Source organism: Saccharopolyspora sp. NPDC050389, assembly GCF_040655595.1.
GTDB lineage: Bacteria > Actinomycetota > Actinomycetes > Mycobacteriales > Pseudonocardiaceae > Saccharopolyspora.
Map to the genome: position 1 here is coordinate 1 of NZ_JBFAKG010000044.1, position 20,073 is coordinate 20,073.

The 20,073-nt window shown below is 70.9% G+C and carries 17 protein-coding genes; 13 read left to right on the forward strand and 4 right to left on the reverse strand.

The genetic code is table 11. The features are described 5' to 3' along the window. Positions 1–154 precede the first annotated feature (154 nt). Positions 155–889: a PIG-L deacetylase family protein gene (locus tag AB0I53_RS26730; RefSeq protein ID WP_358608570.1), complete on the reverse strand. Its 735-nt coding sequence runs from the start codon at positions 887–889 to the stop codon at positions 155–157. A 230-nt stretch (positions 890–1,119) separates the two neighbouring features. On the opposite strand from AB0I53_RS26730, the gene AB0I53_RS26735 reads away from it, so the two are divergent. The 13 genes from AB0I53_RS26735 to AB0I53_RS26795 all read left to right on the forward strand — a co-directional run bounded on the left by AB0I53_RS26735 (position 1,120) and on the right by AB0I53_RS26795 (position 18,058). Continuing rightward, the gene (locus AB0I53_RS26735; RefSeq protein WP_358608372.1) at positions 1,120–1,671 is read left to right on the forward strand and encodes a snapalysin family zinc-dependent metalloprotease; all 552 of its coding nucleotides are present in this window, start codon (positions 1,120–1,122) and stop codon (positions 1,669–1,671) included. A 273-nt stretch (positions 1,672–1,944) separates the two neighbouring features. Next, positions 1,945–2,652 (forward strand): nucleotide exchange factor GrpE, encoded by a 708-nt coding sequence (gene grpE / locus AB0I53_RS26740; protein WP_358608375.1) that lies wholly within the window; start codon positions 1,945–1,947, stop codon positions 2,650–2,652. Continuing rightward, positions 2,645–4,300 (forward strand): Hsp70 family protein, encoded by a 1,656-nt coding sequence (locus tag AB0I53_RS26745; RefSeq protein WP_358608378.1) that lies wholly within the window; start codon positions 2,645–2,647, stop codon positions 4,298–4,300. The genes grpE and AB0I53_RS26745 overlap by 8 nt, the downstream gene beginning before the upstream one ends. 237 nt (positions 4,301–4,537) lie before the next feature. After that, positions 4,538–6,898, forward strand: a complete 2,361-nt coding sequence (locus AB0I53_RS26750) for a hypothetical protein (protein WP_358608381.1) — start codon at positions 4,538–4,540, stop codon at positions 6,896–6,898. A 175-nt stretch (positions 6,899–7,073) separates the two neighbouring features. Further along, positions 7,074–8,264 carry a zinc ribbon domain-containing protein gene (locus AB0I53_RS26755; protein ID WP_358608384.1) on the forward strand — a complete coding sequence of 397 codons (1,191 nt, stop codon included), beginning with the start codon at positions 7,074–7,076 and terminating at the stop codon, positions 8,262–8,264. Then, positions 8,261–10,663, forward strand: coding sequence for a GTPase-associated protein 1-related protein (locus tag AB0I53_RS26760; protein ID WP_358608387.1), 2,403 nt, complete (start codon positions 8,261–8,263; stop codon positions 10,661–10,663). Before AB0I53_RS26755 ends, AB0I53_RS26760 begins: the two co-directional genes overlap by 4 nt. Further along, positions 10,663–12,246: a hypothetical protein gene (locus AB0I53_RS26765; RefSeq protein WP_358608390.1), complete on the forward strand. Its 1,584-nt coding sequence runs from the start codon at positions 10,663–10,665 to the stop codon at positions 12,244–12,246. The genes AB0I53_RS26760 and AB0I53_RS26765 overlap by 1 nt, the downstream gene beginning before the upstream one ends. Further along, positions 12,243–12,383 (forward strand): hypothetical protein, encoded by a 141-nt coding sequence (locus tag AB0I53_RS26770; protein WP_358608393.1) that lies wholly within the window; start codon positions 12,243–12,245, stop codon positions 12,381–12,383. The genes AB0I53_RS26765 and AB0I53_RS26770 overlap by 4 nt, the downstream gene beginning before the upstream one ends. Continuing rightward, positions 12,376–13,878 carry an Hsp70 family protein gene (locus AB0I53_RS26775; protein WP_358608396.1) on the forward strand — a complete coding sequence of 501 codons (1,503 nt, stop codon included), beginning with the start codon at positions 12,376–12,378 and terminating at the stop codon, positions 13,876–13,878. Before AB0I53_RS26770 ends, AB0I53_RS26775 begins: the two co-directional genes overlap by 8 nt. Before the next feature lie 13 nt (positions 13,879–13,891). Beyond that, entirely contained in the window at positions 13,892–14,509 is a 618-nt protein-coding gene (locus AB0I53_RS26780) for a vWA domain-containing protein (protein ID WP_358608399.1), read from the forward strand. Between the two features lie 227 nt (positions 14,510–14,736). Further along, positions 14,737–15,891, forward strand: a complete 1,155-nt coding sequence (locus tag AB0I53_RS26785) for an epoxide hydrolase family protein (RefSeq protein ID WP_358608402.1) — start codon at positions 14,737–14,739, stop codon at positions 15,889–15,891. Between the two features lie 297 nt (positions 15,892–16,188). Next, the gene (locus tag AB0I53_RS26790) at positions 16,189–16,800 is read left to right on the forward strand and encodes a hypothetical protein (protein ID WP_358608405.1); all 612 of its coding nucleotides are present in this window, start codon (positions 16,189–16,191) and stop codon (positions 16,798–16,800) included. A 145-nt stretch (positions 16,801–16,945) separates the two neighbouring features. Next, on the forward strand, positions 16,946–18,058 hold the full coding sequence (locus AB0I53_RS26795) for an oxygenase MpaB family protein (RefSeq protein ID WP_358608408.1): 1,113 nt from the start codon (positions 16,946–16,948) through the stop codon (positions 18,056–18,058). 128 nt (positions 18,059–18,186) lie between these two features. On the opposite strand, the gene AB0I53_RS26800 is transcribed toward AB0I53_RS26795, so the two are convergent. From AB0I53_RS26800 to AB0I53_RS26810, 3 genes are all read right to left on the reverse strand, one after another. After that, positions 18,187–18,846 (reverse strand): RES family NAD+ phosphorylase, encoded by a 660-nt coding sequence (locus tag AB0I53_RS26800; RefSeq protein ID WP_358608411.1) that lies wholly within the window; start codon positions 18,844–18,846, stop codon positions 18,187–18,189. Positions 18,847–18,848: 2 nt separating this feature from the next. Continuing rightward, positions 18,849–19,484 (reverse strand): hypothetical protein, encoded by a 636-nt coding sequence (locus AB0I53_RS26805; protein ID WP_358608414.1) that lies wholly within the window; start codon positions 19,482–19,484, stop codon positions 18,849–18,851. 93 nt (positions 19,485–19,577) lie between these two features. Next, complete coding sequence (locus tag AB0I53_RS26810; protein ID WP_358608417.1) at positions 19,578–20,036, reverse strand: GNAT family N-acetyltransferase; 459 nt, start codon at positions 20,034–20,036, stop codon at positions 19,578–19,580. Positions 20,037–20,073: the final 37 nt, after the last annotated feature.

A 20,073-nucleotide genomic window follows, 5' to 3' on the forward strand; every position in this document is an offset into this window, starting at 1 on the left:
GTGGGCGCGAAGAAGGTGATCGTCACCGGCGCGATCGCCACCGCGGCGCTGGCGTTCCCGTTCTTCTGGCTGCTCGACTCGGGGCAGAGCATCTTGTCTTTTGGGCTGCTATGGCGACCCAAAAGACTCACGGCCCCGTGGCCAACGCCCGGCGTCAGCCCTCGCCGATCAGCTCGAAGGTGGTGCATGCGCGGCCGCCGAAGCGTTCGGAGTGCTCGCGGGCCGCTCCTTCCAGGAATCCTCGGGCGTGCTGCTCGGCCGGCTCGTCGCTCAGCGCTTCCAGGTAGGTCCGGTGCGCCGCCAGCGACGCCACGGCTCGGTCCAGGGTGTCGGTGATGTCCACGGCGTGCGTCGGGTGTGGCGACGCGGCCACCGCGATCCAGCGCACCCCCAACCACGGTTCGTAGCCGTGGTCGACGAGTTCCGGGAAGATCCAGCGGTTCCCGGCATCCGCCACCGCGTCCAGCGCCGCCCGGCCCACCGCGCGGTGGTCGGCGCTGTTCCAGCTGCCCGGCCCCCAGGAGTCGTGATGGTTGAGCGTGATCACCAGCCCCGGCCGGTGCTCGCGGATGGCGCGGGCCAGGTCCCGGCGCAGCGGCAGGCCGTACTCGATCACGCCGTCGCGGTGGTCGAGGAACTCCACCGACTGCACGCCCACTTCGGCGGCGCTGGCGAGCTGCTCGGCTTCGCGCAGCGGCGCCGCCTCCTCCGGGGCGATCCCGTCGATGCCCGCCTCGCCGCGCGTCACCAGCAGGTAGGAGACCTCCCGGCCGCTCGCGGTCCAGGCGGCCACCGCGCCGGAGCAGCCGTATTCGAGGTCGTCGGGGTGCGCGACGATGGCCAGCGCGCGGCGCCAGTCCTGCGGCATGGGCTTGAGTTCGTCGGCCATCTCGATGTCCTCCCAAAGTTCCGGTGGCACTAGTTCATTCTGCTGTTGCGCCGATCCGGTGGCCACGCGATTTCCGGCATTTCGCGAGAAATAAGCTGGCCCCGTCGCGTTGTTCGCCGCTATTCCGGGAAATTCGCGTTGTGGCACATCTACGCCAGGCGACTGTGCGGCACTGGTGGGGGCAATACGTTCGAGGGCACCGTGATCCGGTTCGTTTAGGAGGTCCGCAGATGAACCTGCCCCGAACGATACGACCCGTTGTTGGTTTGCTCATCGCATTTCTGGTCGCACTCGTCGTTCCGGCCGCGGCCGGCGCGGCGGTCCCGGAGAACGTCCGGGTCGTCACCTACGACGCCAGCCAGGCGGCCGAATTCCGCGATGCGGTGGATGCCGGTGCGCAGGTCTGGAACGAGAATGTGCAGAACGTCCGGCTGGAACCGGCCTCCGGCGGCGCGGCCGACGTGGTGGTGCTCGCCGATGACGGCTGGCCGCGCGCCGAGGTGATCGGGCTCGGGCAGGGCCGGATCTGGATGGGCCGCCAGGCCGTGAACGAGGGCCACGACACCATCCGCATCGCGGCGCACGAGCTCGGGCACATCCTCGGCCTGCCGGACAACCGGACCGGGCTGTGCGAGGACCTGATGTCGGGCGCCAGCGCCGGGCCGGACTGCGACAACCCGAAGCCCAACCCGGACGAGATCGCCGAGGTCGAGCGGAACTTCGCCGGTGGCGTGCTGATCGCCCCGCAGGTGTTCCGCGAGGACGTGCTCGCCACCCGGTGAGTACGCGGGTGGCGGCGGTCCGCGCCCCGATGCGCCGCCACCCACTTCATTTCCGCTGGTCATCAGCCGTGAGTACTTTGTGCTGCTATAGCGGCACAAAGTACTCACGGGTCGTGACTCACCGGTTCGGAGCAATCGCCGCCGGGAACCGCCTTCGCAGCTCTGCCGTCCAAAGTCGGTGAATCCCGCTTGAACGGAGCGGGACGATACTAGGCTTGGTGATCATTTACTGGTCACTCCGCGGCAGCGGTGAGCAGCGAGGCGGGCGAGTTCATGCGTGACGAGCCAGGGCACGGCGACCGGCGGCCGGACACCGGGGAGCCGGTAGACGCGGTCGCCGACGTACCCGAACCGGCGGTGCCGGAGGCGGACCAGGAGCCGGAACCGGTTGAGCCGCTTGCGGAATCCGCCGAGCCGTTACCCGAGCCCGAGCCGGACCCCGTCGCGCGGCTGACCGAGGCGGTCGCGGCGCTCACCGAGCAGGTCCGCGAGCACCACGAGCGCGCCGCCGCCCGCGAGCGCGTCATCGACAAGCTGCACGCCGAGGTGGAGCGGCTGCGCGCCGGCGAGCAGAACCTCGTGCTGCGCCCGATCACCACGGACCTGCAGAACCTCCGCAAGGACCTGCTGCACCAGGCCCGCACGCTGCCCGCCGAGCTCGGCCGGCAGCAGGTCGCGGACCTGCTCGATTCCTTCGCGCTGAGCGCGGAACAGGCCCTGGAACGCTGCGGCAGCGCGCCGATCCGGCCGGCGGTCGGCGCCGAGTTCTCGGCGCGCGAGCACCGCGCCATCAAGGTCCTCCCGGCCGATGATCCCGGCCAGCACGAGCGGATCGCCGTCGTCGTCTCCGACGGATACCTGGACACCACGACCGATCGCGTGACCGTCCCCGCGCGGGTGCACGTGTACCGCTGGAGCGCCGAAACCGCGCCGGCCACCGAGAACGACCCGCGAGCAGAGGGGATGAGCGCAGATGTCTGACGGCGACCTGAAGGTGTTCGGCATCGACCTGGGCACCACCTATTCGGCCATCTCGTACGTCGACGAGACCGGCCGCCCGACCGTCTGCCGCAACACCGACAGCAACGAGACCACGCCCTCGGTGGTGTTCTTCGAGAACGAGGCCAACGTGGTCGTCGGGTCGGTGGCCAAGAACTCCGCGATCATCGACCCGGACCGGGTGGTGTCGCTGATCAAGCGGCAGATGGGCAGCGACGCCGAGTTCGAGTTCCACGGCACCACCTACACGCCGGAGTCGATCTCGGCGCTGATCCTCAAGCAGCTCGCCCAGGACGCCGCCGCGCACACCGGCGGCGACGCGAGCCGCGCCGTGATCACCGTGCCCGCCTACTTCGGGATGCTGGAGCGCAGCGCGACCAAGAACGCCGGTCAGATCGCCGGGCTGGACGTGATCGGCATCGTGCCCGAGCCGGTGGCCGCGGCGCTGCACTACGAGGCGACCACCGACGCCGAGGACAAGACGATCCTCGTCTACGACCTCGGCGGCGGCACCTTCGACACCACGGTGATCCGGGTGTCGAAGGACGAGATCGTGGTGGTCTGCACCGACGGCGACGACCACCTCGGGGGCGCCGACTGGGACCTGCGGCTGCGCAACCACCTGCTGGCGAAGTTCCTGGAGCAGGCGCCGGAAGGCACCGAGGTCGAGGACGACGAGGAGTTCCTCCAGTCGTTGGCGACCACCGCGGAGGACACCAAGAAGCAGCTGTCCAAAGCGGAATCCCGGGCGGTGGCGCTGCGCGGCGCCGGCGTCAGCGCCCGCGTCGAGGTGACCCGCGCGCAGTTCGAGGCCGAAACCCAGGACCTGCTGGACAAGACCATCGACATCCTCAAGCGCACCCTGGCGACGCTGCAGGACAAGCAGCCCGGCGCGCAGATCGACGACGTGCTGCTGGTCGGCGGGTCGACGAAGATGCCGGCGGTCGTCGAGCGGCTGCGCGCCGACTTCGGGTGGGACCCGAAGCTGCACGACCCGGACCTGGCGGTGGCCAAGGGCGCCGCGCTGTACGCGCTGGGCCGCGTGGTGCACCGCGAGATGACCGACGCCGCCGACCAGGGCGCCACCGGCGTCGCGGAGGCCGTGCAGAACGTGGCGCAGCAGACCGGGATCTCGGTCAAGGCGCTGGAGGACCTCGCCGCCAAGAAGACCCGCAACGTGCTGCCCAAGGCCTTCGGCGTGAAGCTCGTGGACACCGGCGATCCTGACTGGCAGCAGAAGCCGACGCAGCACTTCGTCAAGCACCTCGTGCACGCCAACGACTCGCTGCCCACCGCGGAGCGGGTGCTGGAGGCGGCCACCGTCGAAGAGGGCCAGACCGGCGTGATGATCGAGCTGTTCGAGCAGTCCGGCGTGGTCGCGGGGCCGGAGCTGGCCGAGAACAAGCCGATCAACGAGGGCAAGGGGCTCATCGACGGGCTGCCGCCGCTGCCGGTCGGATCGCCGGTGAACATCCGGATGACCGTCGACGACGAGGGCCTGCTGGAGCTGACCGCCACCGAGCCGTCCACCGGGAAGTCGTTGGACATCAAGGTCCGGGTGAGCGTCCGCAGCGACGAGGAGGTCGCCGAGGCTAAGAAGGTGGTCGCCGGGATCACGGTCTCCGGCTGAAGTGGCTGTTTCCAGGCTCGTTCTGCGTAGCGGTGCGGGTGGCGGCCCCCCTTGCGGGAGTTACCGCGGTCTTCTCGCTGTGGGATCCCCGACATCATGAATGGCCAATTCACCACGTCGGGGCTGTCCTCGCGAGAAGACACCTGAGAACCTGCGGCGGTGCGGGTTGCGAGGGTGGGCTAAGCGGCTGCGCCGCTTCAAAGACAAAGATCGAACAGAGGTCAGAGACGGGCTCCGATGCAACCCTTCGATCCCAAGGTCTACGAGCGCGAGGTGGTCCGGCCGCTGCGGGGACGCAGCGGCCGATTACCCGACGACCTGCTGACCAGGTACGCGGTCGAGCCGGGTTTCTCGGACGCGGAGCTGGCGCAGCGGCTCGCCGAGGTCCGCTCGCACTGGAACAAGAGCGCCCAGTCCACCGCGAAATCCAGCTTCACCACCAGCGTCTACAAGGCGTTCCTGCGCGAGGACGAGGAGCTGCGGCGCGCGCCCGGCGACGAGATGTCCAGCATGTCCTGGTGGCGCAACCGCAACAACGCCCGGGCCGGTGCCAGCCAGGCGCAGGTCGACGAACTCGTCGCGATGCTGAAGGCGAACTTCGGTGAAATCGGCCTGATCACGCCCGGCCAGCTGGAGGCGATGCGCGAGACGTTCGGCCAGCTGGCGCCCGCCGAGGTCGACCGAGCCCTGACCGGGGCCGGGGTGCGGACCGCATCGCCGACGGAACTGCCGAAGACCAGCGGGCTGCCCGAAACCCTGTTCCGCCGCCTCAAGGCGCTGCTGGGCGACGCCGAGATCACCGGGATTCCCGAACTCCTGCACGGAAAACTCGACAGCTACAAGCTCCTGGCGGACTTCGAGAGCAGCCCGCCCAAGCCGACCGGACTCACCGCAAAGGCCGTCCAGCAGGCGATCGACCGGGAGAACCGGCGCTCCGGCAACCAACCCGCTCGCGAAGCGCTCGGCCTGCTCAACACGGCCGCAGGCAAGGACGGCGCAGACCTCCGGCTGCTGGCGCTCTACCACCTGCTCGACGACGTGCGGCGGCTCCGCGAGAACGGCGCACCGGCCAGCGCGCTGCTGCGGGTGCTCGGTCGCAGCGGCCTGGACGCGGGCGAAGCGCGGCTGGCGGTGATCAGCGTGCTCAGCGAGACCGGCACCGCCGCGCCACCGGTCACCGGCCTGCAGAAGGTCACCGAACTCCTCGCCGCCGGAAACCTGATCGCCGCCCAGCAAACCCTGGCCGCGATCACCGACACCGACGAGGCGGCGACCGCGAAAGCGGCCGTCGACCGGCACGCGCAGCAAGTGCGGGAACTCCGCGAAGCGGCGGACCACGCGCTGCGCAACGGAGCCGAAGGCGAAGCCAGGCGCCAGCTCGGCGAAGCCGCGCGGCTCGCCGCCGACGACGACGCGATAGCGGCGGAGCTGCGGCGCATCCCGCTGAGCCCGGTCGACGCCGTGACGGCGCAGCCGGAAGGCGCCGGAGTGCGGGTGTCGTGGCGGGCGAAGCCCGACCACGACGACGCCACCCGGTACCGGGTGGTGCGCCGAGCCGGGCGGACGCCCGGCGACGCCGATGACGGCGACGTAGTCGCCGAAGGCCCGGAGACGGCGGTGGTGGACGCCGCCGTGGCGGCGGGCGGGAACGTCGGGTACGCGGTTTTCGCCGCAGGCGAAGGCGGTGCGTGGTCGCGGCCCGCCGGGGCGGTGATCGACGTCCTGCCGTCCGTGCACAAGGTTCGGCTGGCCGTTCGCACCGGGGCGGTCGAGGGGAGTTGGGTCGTTCACCGGGACGTCGTCGGCGTCGACGTGCGGCGGCGCCGCGACGGGGAGTCCGACGACGTCGCCGTTCCCACCAGCGGCAACACCGCCTTTCGTGACTCCACTGTGGACGTCGATGGCGACTACACCTACCTGCTGACCGCTCGCTACCGCCGCCCGGACGGCACCGAAGTCGCCGCTGAGGCCGTGCCCGTGCGGCACACCGCTCGGGTTGCCGCGACGCTGCCGCCGGTCACCTCGCTCGACGCGCGGCGCTTCGGCGGCGAGCTGGTGCTGTCCTGGGTGTGGCCGGGCGGCGTCCGGATGGCCGAGGTGACCTGGGCGAATCCGTCGGCCGACGCGGAAGCCGGGCGGTTGCGGCTGACCCGGCAGCAGTACCAGGCCGACGGTGGCTGCCGGATCGACGCCGGGCCGGGCGACGTGCGCGTGCAGGTGTCCGCGATCGGGTCCGCCGACAATGGCGAAAGCCGGTCCGATCCCGTCGTGCTGGTGCTGCCCGGGGCGCCGCCGCAGGTCAGCTACCGGATCGAACGGCAGAACCGGTTGTTCGGCGCGAGTACCGCGCGCATCGTGGTGACCGCCGACCAGCCCGTCCCGGACTGCACGGTGCTGGTGGTCCTCGCGCCCGGCCGCGTCATGCCGCTCAAACCCGACGACGGTCAGGTCGTGCACCGCGACGTCCACGACCTCGGCGATCCGCTGGAGCTGACCGTCGAGCTGCCGCGCCGGAAGCCGTACTGGCTGCGGTGCTTCGTCGCCGCCCCCGGTGTCCAGTTGATCGATCCACCGATCTCCCAGCTGAAGGTGTCCTGATGTTCATCCGCGATGCGGCGCCGCCGAAACCGGGCCGACTACCACGGAAACCGGCACGGATCCACGGTTCCGCCGGTCACGGGGCCGTGCGTACTTCGTGTCGCTATAGCAGCAGAAAGTACGCACGGCCCGCGCACTGCCGGGACGCTGCTCCGGAGCCCGGGAGGGGCTGCTGATGGCCAAGGTCGCTTGTCCCTACTGCTATCACCGGTTTCCCACGGGCAACCTGCGGTTCCAGTGCACCGGCCGGCCCGCTCCCGGCCGGGAGAAGTGCCGCAAGGCCGTCGACCCGGAGCGGCAGCGGCTCACCGGATACGCCCCCGCGTCCTGGCCGACCTTCGCGGCCCCGTCATCGCGGTTCGGCCGTGCGCCGCGCAAGGCGCCGTGCCCGGACTGCGGCACGGTCAGCGGCATCCGCGCCTGCCCGGTGTGCCACACGCCGCTGCCCGCCAACTTCGCCGAGGGCCGCAGCCCGCTGATCGGGGTGGTGGGCGGCAAGGACGCCGGGAAGACCGTCTACACCACGGTGCTGGTGCACGAGCTGCGCCACAACATCCGGCGCCGCTTCGGCGCCGACATCTCCTTCGCCGGGGAGCAGGCCGGGGTCGGCACCGCGCAGTGGCTGGAGGGCTACGAGCACGCCCTGTTCGACGACCGGTCGCTGTTCGAGTCGACCGCCGGCTCCGCCGACGGCATCCGCGTCCCGCTGGTCATGCAGTGGCGGCAGCCGCGCATCCAGTTCGGCCGTGAGGTGCACAACACCACGACGCTGTCGTTCTACGACGCCGCCGGCGAGGACATGACGACCCAGGAGTTCGTCAACAGCCAGGCGTACCTGACCGCCTCGGACGGGCTGATCGTGCTGCTCGACCCGTTCCAGCTGCCGGGCGCGGCGGACCGGATCGCGGTGCCCGACGCCAGCCGCCGCGGGACCGAACCGCCGATCAACGTGCTCACCCGGGTCACCGAGATGCTGCGCTCCAGCGTCGGGCTCAGCGACCGCAAGAAGGTCGAGACCCCGATCGCCGTGGTGTTCTCCAAGATCGACGCGTTCTTCGGGATGCTCGGCGAGAACCACCCGCTGCTCCGCCCGCCGGCCACCGGCCCGCAGTACGACGAGGCGGGCGGCCAGGACACCGACGAGCACCTGCGGGCGCTGCTGGCCGACCTCGGCGCCGACGACATCGACGGGCATCTGCGGGCGCATTACCAGACGTTCCGCTATTTCGCGGTTTCCTCGCTCGGCGCGGAACCGGACTATGGCCGCAAGCAGATCGACCCGGCCGGGGTGCGGCCGTTCCGCGTGGACGAACCACTGCTGTGGCTGCTCAGCCACTTCCGGATCATCGAACGGAGCCGAGGATGAGCGGGCGCGAGTTCCAGTCGCTGTACTACACCGACTGCCGGCCGGGCCAGGGCCTGCGCGGTGGCGCGGGATTCCAGTTCCAGGCCGTCTCGCCGGACACCACGGACGAGATGATGACCGCGGTGCAGCGCTCGGCGCTCTACGAGGCCCCGGTGGGCTGGATGCGCGAGAAGCGCGAGGTCTCGCAATACCCGCCGTCGCTGGTGCACGTGCACGACGGTGTTTACGCGACGGCCCGCGGGATCTACCTGGGCGCCGAGACCGGCGGCGTGCGGGAGGGCAACCAGTTCACCCACGCGCTGGCCACCACCGATCCGCAGCTGTACGGGCCGATCCGGCCCGCCCAGCTGTGGGCCGCGCCGTGGTGGGTCGAACAGCCTGCGGAGAGCACCGAATGCGCGGCGGTGTCGGCCGAACCCGAAGCGGGGCCGCTCGGCGTAGAGGCGCTGCGGGACTGGGTGCTGAGCCGGCAGGACGGCGAATCCTGGCTGCTCGCAGTGCATTCCGCGATGGACCGGCTGCACGGCGAGGACGCGTCGCGGGTGGTGTTCGTCAGCGAGGACGCGGAGACCGCGGTGCGCTGGATCGCGGCCGGAACGCTCCTGCTGCCGCAGGAACGGGCGCTGCGGGTGGGCTTCCGGGTGTTCGCCACCAACCCGCAGTACAGCCGCCACGAGGTGCTGGCGGTGCACCCGGACTGGGCCGGGTCGCTGGCCGATCCGGACCGCAACTCCGACTACGTGGTGTTCAACCTGGTCAGCGGCGAGCGCCGGAAGGAAGAGCCGACCGCCGCCGCCCGGCACTGGGTGCCGCGCTTCCTCGGCGTCGACCCCTACGACGTGGTCGACGCCATCGAACTGTCGCACCAGTTCGCCCGCAACCGCGGCGACCAGCGGCCGGGCGCGGCGGACCGGCTGGCCGCCGGCCTGCTGATGCTCGACGAGGCCGTGTCCGGGCAGGATTCCGCGATGGCGCTGGCGGATTGGCTGGTGTCGCCGCCGCCGGTGTCCACATCGGACGTCGTCGAGCCGGTGCTGGACGCGGTGCTGGCCTCCTCGCCCGCGTTGCCGGTGCTGGCGAAGCTGGCCGGGACGAACGCGGCACAGGCCGGCCGGGTGCGGATCGCGTTGCTGCGCGGCGAGATCGACGAGATCGTGCGCGGCACTCCGGCCGATGCCCGGGCCCCGCTGTCGCCGAGGCCGTGGAGCCCCGACGAGGCGGAGGAGGCCTGCATCCTGGTCGAGGCGGCCGCCGGCGCCGTCGCCCCGGAGCGGATGGACCTGCTGCTGCGAACCGCGACCAGGTTCGGCGTGCGGCCCCGGGTGGGCCGGTTCGCCGAGGCGGCCGGGCGATTCGTCGAGTGGTGGGCGGAGCACCCGCACGCCGGCGTCGATCCGGCACGCTGGACGTGCGGCCCGGAGATGATCGACCTGCTGCGCGACGTGCTGGCCCGCCGCCTGGCAGGCCCGGGTGCCGCCGAGGTCGCCGAGGCGATCGACGCCCGCTGGTGGCGGCTGCTCGCCCCGACGATCAGCGACCCGTTCATGCCGCTGGACGCGGCGGTCGCCGCCGCGGCGGTGGCCTCCGGCGGCTCGGCGCGGCAGGAGACCATCGCGAACTTCCGCGAGCAGCTGCGCGCGCCGGACCGGCCGGGCACCGGCGAAGCGGTGTGGGAGGCGCTGTTCCGGAACTCCGCGCCCACCATGGCCGAGCTCAAGGACTTCGTCACCGCGCTGCCGTCGACGGCCGTCTCGGACGCCTTGGCGCAGCGGTCGTTCACGGTGCTGGAGAAGTCCAAAGTGTCCGGTCGGTACCTGGATGTCCTGCGGATGCTGGGACACCACCTCGGCGACCGGGACGACCTGCGCAAGCTGTGGGAGGACGACGGCCGGCTGCGGTCCTGGCTGAGCAACTTCGCCCGCAAGGGCGCCGAAGCCGATGCCGCGACGCTGAAGGACATCTCGGAGTCGGTGTTCACCGCCCGCGCGGACCAGATCATCGCGGTGCTGCTCGACATCGACCTGCCGGCCGCGCTCGACCTGACCGTGCGAGGCGGCGACCAGCTCCAGCAGATGCTGATCCACGCGCTGCCCGCGGTGTGGAACGACGAGCAGGCCGCGCAGTCGCGGCGCGATCACGCGGTCGTGCTGGCTTTCCTTACCGCCTGGGAGGACGCCGCCTCGGAGCAGGTGCGGGCGGCGTTCGACAAGGCGCTGGAGCGCTGGGCGGGCCAGCACAAGCCGACCGACTACCGGCGGATCAGCAAGGTGCTGCGCGGCGTGGCGGCCGAGTACGCCGCGGGCTGGCACGACTGGCTGAAGGAGTTCTCGCAGCAGAAGCCCAAACCGGCCCGCACCCGTGAGTTCGCGCGGCGGCTGTTCGGCAGACGGGAGAAGTAATGCCCTACATCGTCGGGGCTCTCCTGGTGCTGTGCCTGGGCGCGTGGCTGGCCACTGTGGTGATCGGGATCCTGGCCTGGCTGTTCCCGTTCTTCGTGCTGTTCGGCAGCTCGTGGGCGTTCGTCTCGACTTGCCTGGTGCTGGCGGGGCGCGGCTCCGAGCAGCCGACGCTGGTGACGCCGAACGACGTGGTCAACGGCACCGCCGGGCTGCGCAAGCCGAAGGGGCCGTTCCCGCATGACTGGGCCTGGCCGAGCTACCTCGCCGCGCAGTGGCGCCGCGACCTGGTCGCGGCCTGGCACAACGGCTTGGGCTTCATCGCGCGCGGCTGGCAGTGGGGCCTCAACTACGGCACCGGCAGCAAGCTGCGCTTCGTGAGCATCGGCCTGACCGTCCTGATCTGGTCCGGTGTCACGCTGGGCGCGCTCGTCGGCGCGGCGGAAGTGCTGGTCATCGGCGCGGTCGTGCTGGGCCTCGGATGGCTCGGCCGGGGCGCGCTGGTCGGGGTGCTGCGCGGTTACGACCTGGTCGTGCGGCGGCTGCGGAAGGCCAGCGGCAGCTGCCCGGTCTGCTACCACGTGATGGCCGTTCCCGCCTACCGCTGCGACGGGTGCCAGGTGGTGCACCACGACATCCGGCCCGGCGCGCTGGGCGCGGCGTCGCGCACCTGCGGGTGCGGCGCGAAGCTGCCGACGACCGTGCTGCGGGCGTCCAAACGGCTGGAGGCGCTGTGCCAGCGGTGCGACCGGCCGCTGCGGGGCGGTTCGGGCGCGGTCACCGACATCCGGGTGCCGGTCTTCGGCCCGGTGTCGGCGGGCAAGACCCGGCTCGTGCACGCGGGCCTGGTCACCCTGCGGGACCGGGCCGCCGCCGAAGGCGTCGTGCTCGACTTCGTCGACGGCGCCAGCAAGCAGGCCTTCGAGCACGGCGAGCAGCTGATCACCACCGGCGGCGACACCGCGAAGACGCCGGCCGGGCAGCTGCCCGCGGCGATCACGGTGCGCTTCACCCGCGGCGGCTCGGCGAAGGCCCGCGACCAGGCGCTGGTGCACCTCTTCGACGCGGCCGGCGAGTTCTACGTCGACCGGGACGACAACAGCGAGCTGGAATTCCTCGACCACGCCGGGGGACTGGTGCTGGTGGTCGACCCGTTCGCCATCGGCTGGGTGCGCGACCAGCTCGGCGGCGCGCTGGAATCCCGCATCGCGCAAGCACATCCGGCCAGCGGCGACCCCGAGCAGGTCTACCAGGTGACGGCCCGGCGGCTGCGCGACTACGGCGTGCAGACCGAGCGCCGGGCCCTGGCGGTGACCGTGGTCAAGGCCGATCTGCTGGCCGACCTGCCGTGGGCCGCCGACCTGTGCGCCGGGGCGGTGCGGGAGTGGCTGAACACCGCGGGCCTGGACAACCTGGTGCTGGCCGCGGAGCGGGACTTCGCCGAGGTGCGCTACTTCGTGGTGTCCTCGGTGACCGGGATCAGGCCGGGCCACCGGCTCACCCCGGCCGCGCCGTTCCGCTGGCTGCTGGGCCGCGGCGGCTTCGCCCTCGGCCGCGACGAGAAGCCGACCACGGAGGCGGTATGAGCATTCGTCCCCCGGCGAACTACCGGGTGTACCGCTGGCTGCTGATCGCGGTCTTCGCGATCGCGATGCTGCTCACCATCATGGGTTCGGCGGTCAGCTGCGCCGACATCACGACCGCGGTGTTCGGCGATGCCTGACGAGCTGGTGCTCGGCATCGACCTGGGCACCACCTATTCCGCCGTCGCGTCCATCGTGGAGGGTGACGTCGAGGTGGTGCGCAACCGGCTCGGCGAGCTCACCACGCCGTCGGTGGTGCACTTCGCCTCCGCCGACACGGCCGTGGTCGGGGCCGCGGCGCGGGACAACCTGGACCCGGAGAACACCGTCGAGCTGATCAAGCGCCGGATGGGCACCGAGTTCGAGCTGCTGTTCCACGGCGCGAGGCACACGCCGGAATCGGTGTCGGCGCTGATCCTGCGCAGCCTCGTCGACGACGCCGTCGCCCGCTTAGGTCCACATGGGACTGTCCGCGCGGTGATCACGGTTCCGGCGTACTTCGGGATCAGGGAGCGCGAAGCCACGTTGCAGGCCGCCCGGCTGGCCGGGATCGACGTGCTGGAGGTGCTGAGCGAACCGGTCGCGGCGGCGCTGCACTACTCCGCCCAGGCCCAGCCCGGTGCCGCGCTCGTCTACGACCTCGGCGGCGGCACCTTCGACACGACCGTGCTGCGGGTGGCCGACGACGGAGTGCACGTGGTGGCCACCGACGGCGACAGCCGGCTTGGCGGTGCCGACTGGAACGAGCGCATCGCCGAACACCTGGCGGAGGCGTTCGCCCGCGAGTTCCCGGACGCGGATCCGGACGACGACGAGTTCCGGCAGCAGCTCCAGGACGTCACTGAACAGGTCAAACGCCAGCTGAGCACGGTCACCGGCCGCCGGGTGAAGCTGCGCTGCGGCGACGACGCGGCGAGCTTCGAGGTCGACCGGGCGACGCTGGAGAGCCTCGGCGCGGACCTCGTGGAGCGCACCCTGCGGATCGTGGACCGGGTGCTGGCCGATGCGGCGGCGAAGGGCGTGTCGCGGATCGACGAGGTGCTGCTGGTCGGCGGCGCTACGAAGGCACCAATGATTCGTGCCGCGATGCAAGCACATCTCGGCCGGGCTCCGAAGATCGTCGATCCCGATCTGGCCGTCGTGTCCGGGGCCGCGGTTCGCGCGCACCGGCTTGTCACGGCGCAAACCGGCACGACGGCGGCGGTGGTGCCGCGCAGCTTCGGCGTGCTGATCGAGGACAGCCACGACGAAGGCCTGCGGAGCTTCGTCGAACACCTCGTGCACCGCAACGATCCGCTGCCGGCCACCGCGACGGCCCGGTTCGCCACCATCGTGAACCGGCAGCGGTCGGTCCGCATCCAGGTGTTCGAGCAGGCCGGCGACGTGCCGTCGGCGGAGGTCGGGCACAACCGGCGGGTGCTGGACGGCGAGTTCGCCGGGCTGCCGCCGCTGCCCGCAGGTTCGGTGATCGAGCTGACGCTGCGGGTCAGCGCGGACGGGCTGCTGGCGGTGACCGCGCGGGAGCCGCTCGGCGGCGCGGCGCTGGAGCTGGAGGCCTATGTGGACGGTGTCGTGGACGGCGCGGCGACCGAGCGGCTGGCCGCGACCATCGCCGGGCTGACCGTGCGGTGCTGAGTTCGGGAGAGCGATGAGTTCGTGGATTCGCCGCGATTTCGGCGGAATCGGGTTGACGCAGTCGCCGCCGGGCGCATACCTGCCCAAGCTGCAGGAGCGGTACGGCGGACACGTGCTGTTGTGCATCGACGTGAGCTCGTCGATGCAGGGGGAGCGGCTGGCGCAGGCCATCGCCGGCGGCGAGCGGTTCCTCGCCGAGGCCGAAAGCGCGCACTACGAGAGCGGTCTGGTGCTCTGGTCCGATGCCGTGCGGCAGTACGTGCCGCCGGAGGCCCGGCTGGACGACGTGGTTTCCGCACTCCGAAAGGCAGAGGTGAGAGGCGGCACCCTGCTGTCGTCCGCGCTGCAGCTCGGCATCGAGGTGCTGCCGAAGTACTCGGGTGACCGCGTGCTCTGCATCTTCAGCGACGGCGCGCTGGCAGACCACGCGAAGGCTCGCGAGCTGGCGCGAAAGGCATGCTCCATGGGCATCCGCATCGTCGTCCGCGGCCTCGGGCCCCAAGCCGCCGCAGCGCTCGCGGATCTCGCCTGCCCCGGCGTACAGGACGACGACCAGCAGATCGACGACGCCGCGGGCATCGCGGCGGGCATCGCCTCGATGGCCACCGGCCTGTCGGCCCGCCGCGGCTGACGAGCTGCGCTCGTGAGTGTTCGCTCCGGTTCTTACCGGAATGAACGCTCACGAGCGGTATTCGTGCGCGACGATCACTGCTGTACTGTCGCGTCAGCTTCGACAAAGCGAGGAGGTGAGCCCGATGACCACGACCGGTTCCACCCGGGCGCTCCTGGCTGCGGCGGCTGTCTGACCGACATCCAGGAAAGCCCGTTCCACTGAACGCGCACTGGATGAAGGAAGCAATGACAGTTCAGCCCTTTCGCATTTCCGTTCCCGACGACGTCCTCGACGACCTGCGCAGTCGCCTGTCACGCACCCGCTTCACGTCCGCGTCCGACAGCGCCAGGTGGGCCGCCGGAACGGATCCCGACTACCTCCGCGAGCTCGTCGCCTACTGGGCGGACGGATTCGACTGGCGCGCCGCCGAAGCGGCGCTCAACGCCTACCCGCACCACCTCGCCGAGGTCGCGGGCCGGAAGGTGCACTTCGTGCACCTGCGCGGCAAGCGCGCGGAAGGCGCGCCCGAGCCGCTGCCGCTGGTCCTGACTCACGGCTGGCCCAGCAGCTTCGCGGAGATGCTACGGGTCGCCGGGCCGCTCACCGATCCCGCCGCCCACGGCGGCGACCCGGCCGACGCCTTCGACGTGGTCATCCCCTCGCTGCCGGGTTTCCTGTTCTCCGAGCTGCCGAACGGGCCGTTCACGCGCCGCGGCGTCGCCGAGATCTGGCGCGAGCTGATGACCGAGACCCTGGGCTACCAGCGATTCGGCGCCTTCGGCGGCGACATCGGCGGCGGCGTCACCCAGTGGCTCGGCGCGCTCTACCCGGGTGAGGTTGCGGGTGCCCACGTGACCTCGGCGGTGATCGCCACCGACTTCGGCGAGCGCCCGCCGACGCCCGAGGAGCAGGCCTACCTCGACGCGCTGGCCGCCTATGACGAGTCGGACGGCGGGTACAGCGAGATCATGCTGACCAGGCCGGACACGGTCGCGGCGGCGCTGATGGATTCGCCGGCCGGTCTCGTCGCGTGGATCGCCGACAAGTACCGCGACTGGAGCGACTGCGGCGGCGACCTGGAGCGGCGCTGGGACAAGGACGCGCTGCTGACCGTCGCAACCCTGTACTGGGCCACCGGCACCATCGGCTCGTCGTTCCGGCAGTACTACGACTACTACCGCAACGCCCCGGTCCCGGCGATCACGGTGCCCGGGGCGGTCACGCTGAGCCACGAGCCCGCCTTCGCGAACTTCCCGAAGAGCCTCGCCGAGCGCATCTACCGCGACCTGCGCCACTGGAGCACGCCGGGACGCGGCGGGCACTTCATGGCGCACGAGGAACCGGCGCAGGTGGCCGAGGAGCTTCGCTCGTTTTTTCGTCCACTGAGGACAGAAGGCTGATCTGGCGGTCCCGCGGCCACTGGTCACGGGGCCGCCGCACTTGCCGGGTGCAGTTCGAATTGCCGGAATTGATTATCTGTGCTCGAAATGTCCGGCTTTGTTATCTCGCTCGGTGAGAAATCGGATTGTGAATAACGTGATCTGTTACACCGTTGGTGTATGGCTGGTCACGTTGTGATAACGATGGGGCGGATGGGGAGGATACTCGTATTGGCGGATGCTGCGCACAACCATCGAGGCAAAACCAGACGACGGTCGTTCGCGGCTCATGGTGCACCGGATGTCTGGAGGTCGGCGATGGTCGCGGCGCTGAAAGCGCACGCAGCGTGGTTGGTCAACGCACTGGGGGTGAACCGGAACCCGTTGCGAAGGCCCATCGATCGGCTGGCGGCGGGTGTCTCGGTGCTGCTGCTCATGGTCGCACTGATCGGGATCCCGGCATCGGGCCTGTTCGGTGCGTCATTGCACAACGACCTGAAGCAGCGGGCGGCGACGGCGGAAGAGACCACGCGGCCGGTGGACGCGGTGCTGACCACCCGCCCCGCGCTCAGCGTCCCGGTATCCGAGGCATACAGCCAGGACGCCCTGAACTCGACCGCGGTCGTCGAGTGGCGCGCCGGGCTGGCCCGGACGCAGACCGCGACCGTCCAGGTACCGGCCGACAGCTCGCCGGGCGACACCGTGACGGTGTGGGTCGACCAGGCGGGCAACCGAGTGCCGGCGCCGGCCAGCGGAAGCGCGATCACGGCATCGGCGATCTTCGCCGCGCTGCTGATGCTGCTGGTGATCGAACTGGCCTGCATCGCCCTGATCATGGGAACCCAACACCTCGCCCGTCGCATGTGCATGCGAGCCTGGGAACGAGAATGGGCGTTCCTCCAACACGGCGGAACCTGGTCCCAACGCTGAACTCCCGCGTCCCCACCCCCGGTGGCTTCCGGTCGCTGGATCAGGTGTTGTGGGGCGCGCCCTCCTTGGGTTGTCGGTAAGACCCCGCGTGTGAGCAACGGCCCGGCAGCGGGTCGGGCCGGGCGGCACGTGACGGGAGTTCGAGATGCCGGATGTCCGTTGGACCGATGACCTGCTGGACCGGATGCGCGGTGCCGGTGACCCGGGAGCCGACGACGCCATCGCCGAGGTTTACGCGGCGGGGCAGGCGGAACCGGTCAGGCAGGCGCTGCTCGGGTTCGGCTGGAACGGGCAGGCGATACCCGACGGCCTGCCGCCGAAGCTGCGGGACTACCTCGACCGGTCCTCGGTGCTGCCGGACTGGGCGGATCCGGCCCGGATGGAGCGCGGCAACGATCTGCTGGGCCGCTACGAGCCGCACGTGCTCTCGACCTTGCTGTGCGGATCGCTCCCGCTCTGCTACGCCTGTGCCAACGGCGTGCAGGTCCTGCACCGGTCCCAGCGGCTCACCGGGCAGGTCTACCGGCGACTGGTGGAGACCTCGCAGTTCGTGGTCGACGTGCTCGACGAAGGCGGGCTCGGCGCCGACGGCCGCGGCGTGCGATCCGCGCAGAAGATCCGCCTGCTGCACGCGACCATGCGCTACCACGTCTCCAGCCTGGGTGATTGGGACAACAACGGTGGCATCCCGATCAACCAGGAAGACCTCGCCGGGACGTTGCTGAGCTTCGCCGTCGTGATCCCGCTCGGCCTGCAGCGGCTGGGCGTGGAACTGCCCGCCCGAGACCGGGACGACTTCTTCCACATCTGGCGCGTGATCGGCCACGTCCTGGGCGTCGACGAGCGGCTCAACCCGTCCGACTTCGACTCGGCGGTGGTGCTCAAGGACCGGATCCTCGAACGGCAGCAGGCCCCTTCCGAAGCCGGGAGGGAAATGACCAAGGCCCTGCTGGACTTCACCCGGGAAGTGCTCCCGGGCCCGGCCTTCGCCGGCGTGGGGCCGAGCCTGATGCGCCATCTGGCCGGTGACCGGACCGCCGACATCCTCGCGGTGCCGCCCGCGGACTGGACGTCCCTGGGGCTCCAGCTGCAGTCCGACCTGAGCTTCGGCTACGGCAAGACCGGCGACAAGGTGCCATTGGCCGGAAAGCTCGCCAGCGAGTTCGGTCGGGTGGCGCTCAAGGAAGGGCTGCGTATGACGAACAAGGGCCGCCGCTACGAATGGCAGGTCCCCACAGGCCTGGCGGAACCTTCCTGACCTCTGGCCTGCCGAACTACCCACTTCGCGAACGGCCTGTTCGCCTCGATAGGTGAGGTGAACAGGCCGTTCGCTCGTTCCGCTCTATAGCGACCCAAAGGACTCACGGGCCCGGGTCTGTCGGGGCGTTAGTTCGGTCGGGGGGCTACCGCTGCGCGGTAGGGCTTGAGCATCTTGCCCAGCCAGGCTTCGCCGATCGGGGTGTCCAGGTCGATCTGCAGCTCCGGTTCTTCGCCGTCCAGGCCGTCCGCGCCGCAGCGGTCGCCGAACAGCACCACGGCCGGATTCCCGGTGTCCCGCTTGGACGGCCAGATCAGCCCGTCCGCCCACTCCGCCTGCGCCCGGATCCACGCCGCCCAGTCCCGGGTCTGCGCGTAGGCGTCCTTGCCGTCGGCGTCGACCAGCCACGAATCCTGGGCGACGGCGGCCAGATCCGGCCCGGTCAGCAGGCTGACCAGGGTCAGCTCGCGGGCGGTGCGGACGGCGCTTAGCCGCCGCTCGGCGATCTGCGTCCGGCGGATCAGCCGCTGCCCGTTGCCGCCGAAACCGATGTTGCGCAGCAGCACCTCCGCCAGCGCCGTCGTCACGTGCAATCCGGCGTAGTAGCTGGGAAACGGGTCCGTCGTCGTCCCGTCGAACCGGCCGCCCGGCGCGTTGCCGGCCTGGGCGGGCTTGAACTCGGCCGCGTGCCGCTTGCGGTCGTGCAGCCGGAACAGCGTGGTGTCCGCGGGCAGCGCGTACCGGGTCGGGACGGCTTCGAACTCCAGCGGTGGCGTGGCCATCGGCATGCTCACACCTCCGCCGAGTCTTCGCGGGCGGCGTCGATCAGCGCCCGGTCGTCGACCTGGCCGATCAACTCGGCGGGCACCCCGCCGAGCCAGCCGTTGGGCCCGAGCCACCAGTCCGCGGCGCCCCACGGGTCGTCGGCGGCGTGCAGGTACCGGTTCACGGTGCGCACCAGCTCGCGCGGCGCACCCGCGACGTCGAACTGGAACGCGGGCCACCGGGCGGGGCCGTCGGCGGCCGGCAGCCGGATCAGATCCGGATCGGCCGGGTCGCCGCCGCCTGCCGAAACCTGTTGCGCGTCCAGCGAATCTGCCGCGCGCAGTCGGTCCAGGTCGGCGTGCGGCGCGGAATCCTCCAGCCGGTCGCGCAGGTCCGTGTTCAGCCGCTGCCAGTCCACCTCCGGCCGGCGGAACCGCGACACGGGCTCGGCGAGCGCCTGGCGGACCGGGTGCGTCACCGGCAGCACGTCTCCGAGCAGCGAGGCGATGTCCTCGGCGATCAGCGCGGAGGTTTCCGAATCCGCCGCGTCCTGCAGCTCGGCGACCAGCGCGACCAGCCTGGTGAACGTCTCGGGGTCGAGCCGGTCGGCCACGTCGTCCCACTCGGTCGCCAGCGCGTCCAACATTCGCTGCTGACTCAACGTCGACCTCCTGTCCGGTGGGCGGATTCCGGTGTCCGCCGTTCAGTCAACACCAAGATCCATCGAACCGGGGCGGGGATTGCGGGAACCCGATCAACTGCCGGGTGCAGCCGAAGCGGGGGCGCGCACCATGAACACGTCCACGTCGTCCTCGGTCTCGACCGTGAACCCGTGCCGCTCGTACAGGCTCCGGGCCGGGCTGCCCTGCAGCACATTGAGCCGGACCAAGGCGTCTTCTCTGTCGCACCGTTCCAGCAGGCTGTTCAGCACGGCAGAACCGATGCCCCTGCCCTGCAGGTCCGGTGCCAGGTAGAAGTGCTCCAGCCAGTAGGCGCTTTCGGCCGACCGCAGCGCCACACAGCCGGCGAAGGCGCCGCCAACCTCGATCGCCCAGGTATGCGCCGGCTCGAACCCGTCCCGCAGCCGCTGCCGCACGCGCTGTTCGTCATACCGGCCGAGCCGTTCGAGATCCGCTCTCAGCACCACGGCCCGCAGCTCGGCCACCGCCTCGACATCCGCCGCCGAAGAGGCCCGAAGCTCCCAGTCCGCCATGATCACGAGGCTATCGCCGCCGGATTCGGGAGCCGGG